The sequence below is a fragment of the Nocardia sp. TBRC8007 genome (assembly GCF_056629435.1).
This window is the reverse complement of sequence record NZ_JBWSOR010000186.1, coordinates 1-360: the sequence shown is the minus strand read 5'-3', so window position 1 is coordinate 360 and position 360 is coordinate 1. Positions and strand designations below refer to the sequence as shown.

The window sequence follows — 360 nt, the reverse complement described above, 5'->3', positions numbered from 1 at the left end:
GACTCCGCCCCGCCAGCCAGATCGTCGTACACCCGACACCACTGCGCGACCAACTCCCCCTCCCCCACCACACCCGACCGATCGAGGACCACATACCCCACCAACTGTGTACCCGCCCCCGCCCCGGGCGCCTCCCGCGCTGTGACCACCGCCTGCGCCACTCCCGGATGCGCCCCCAACACCGCCGCCACCTCCCCCGGCTCCACCCGGTACCCCCGGATCTTCACCTGCTCATCGACCCGACCCACGAACTCGAGTTCTCCGCCCGTCGTCCAGCGCACCATGTCCCCGGTCCGGTACACCCGGCCCCCACCGGACGGATCGAACGGATCGGCCACGAACCGGGCCGCGGTCAACCCA

General features: G+C 71.7%; 1 protein-coding gene. It reads right to left on the bottom strand.

The window, feature by feature from the left end; genetic code table 11:
• The coding region (locus ACX4ZE_RS23220; protein WP_480275595.1) for a hypothetical protein at positions 1–360 on the bottom strand (360 nt) is incomplete at both ends.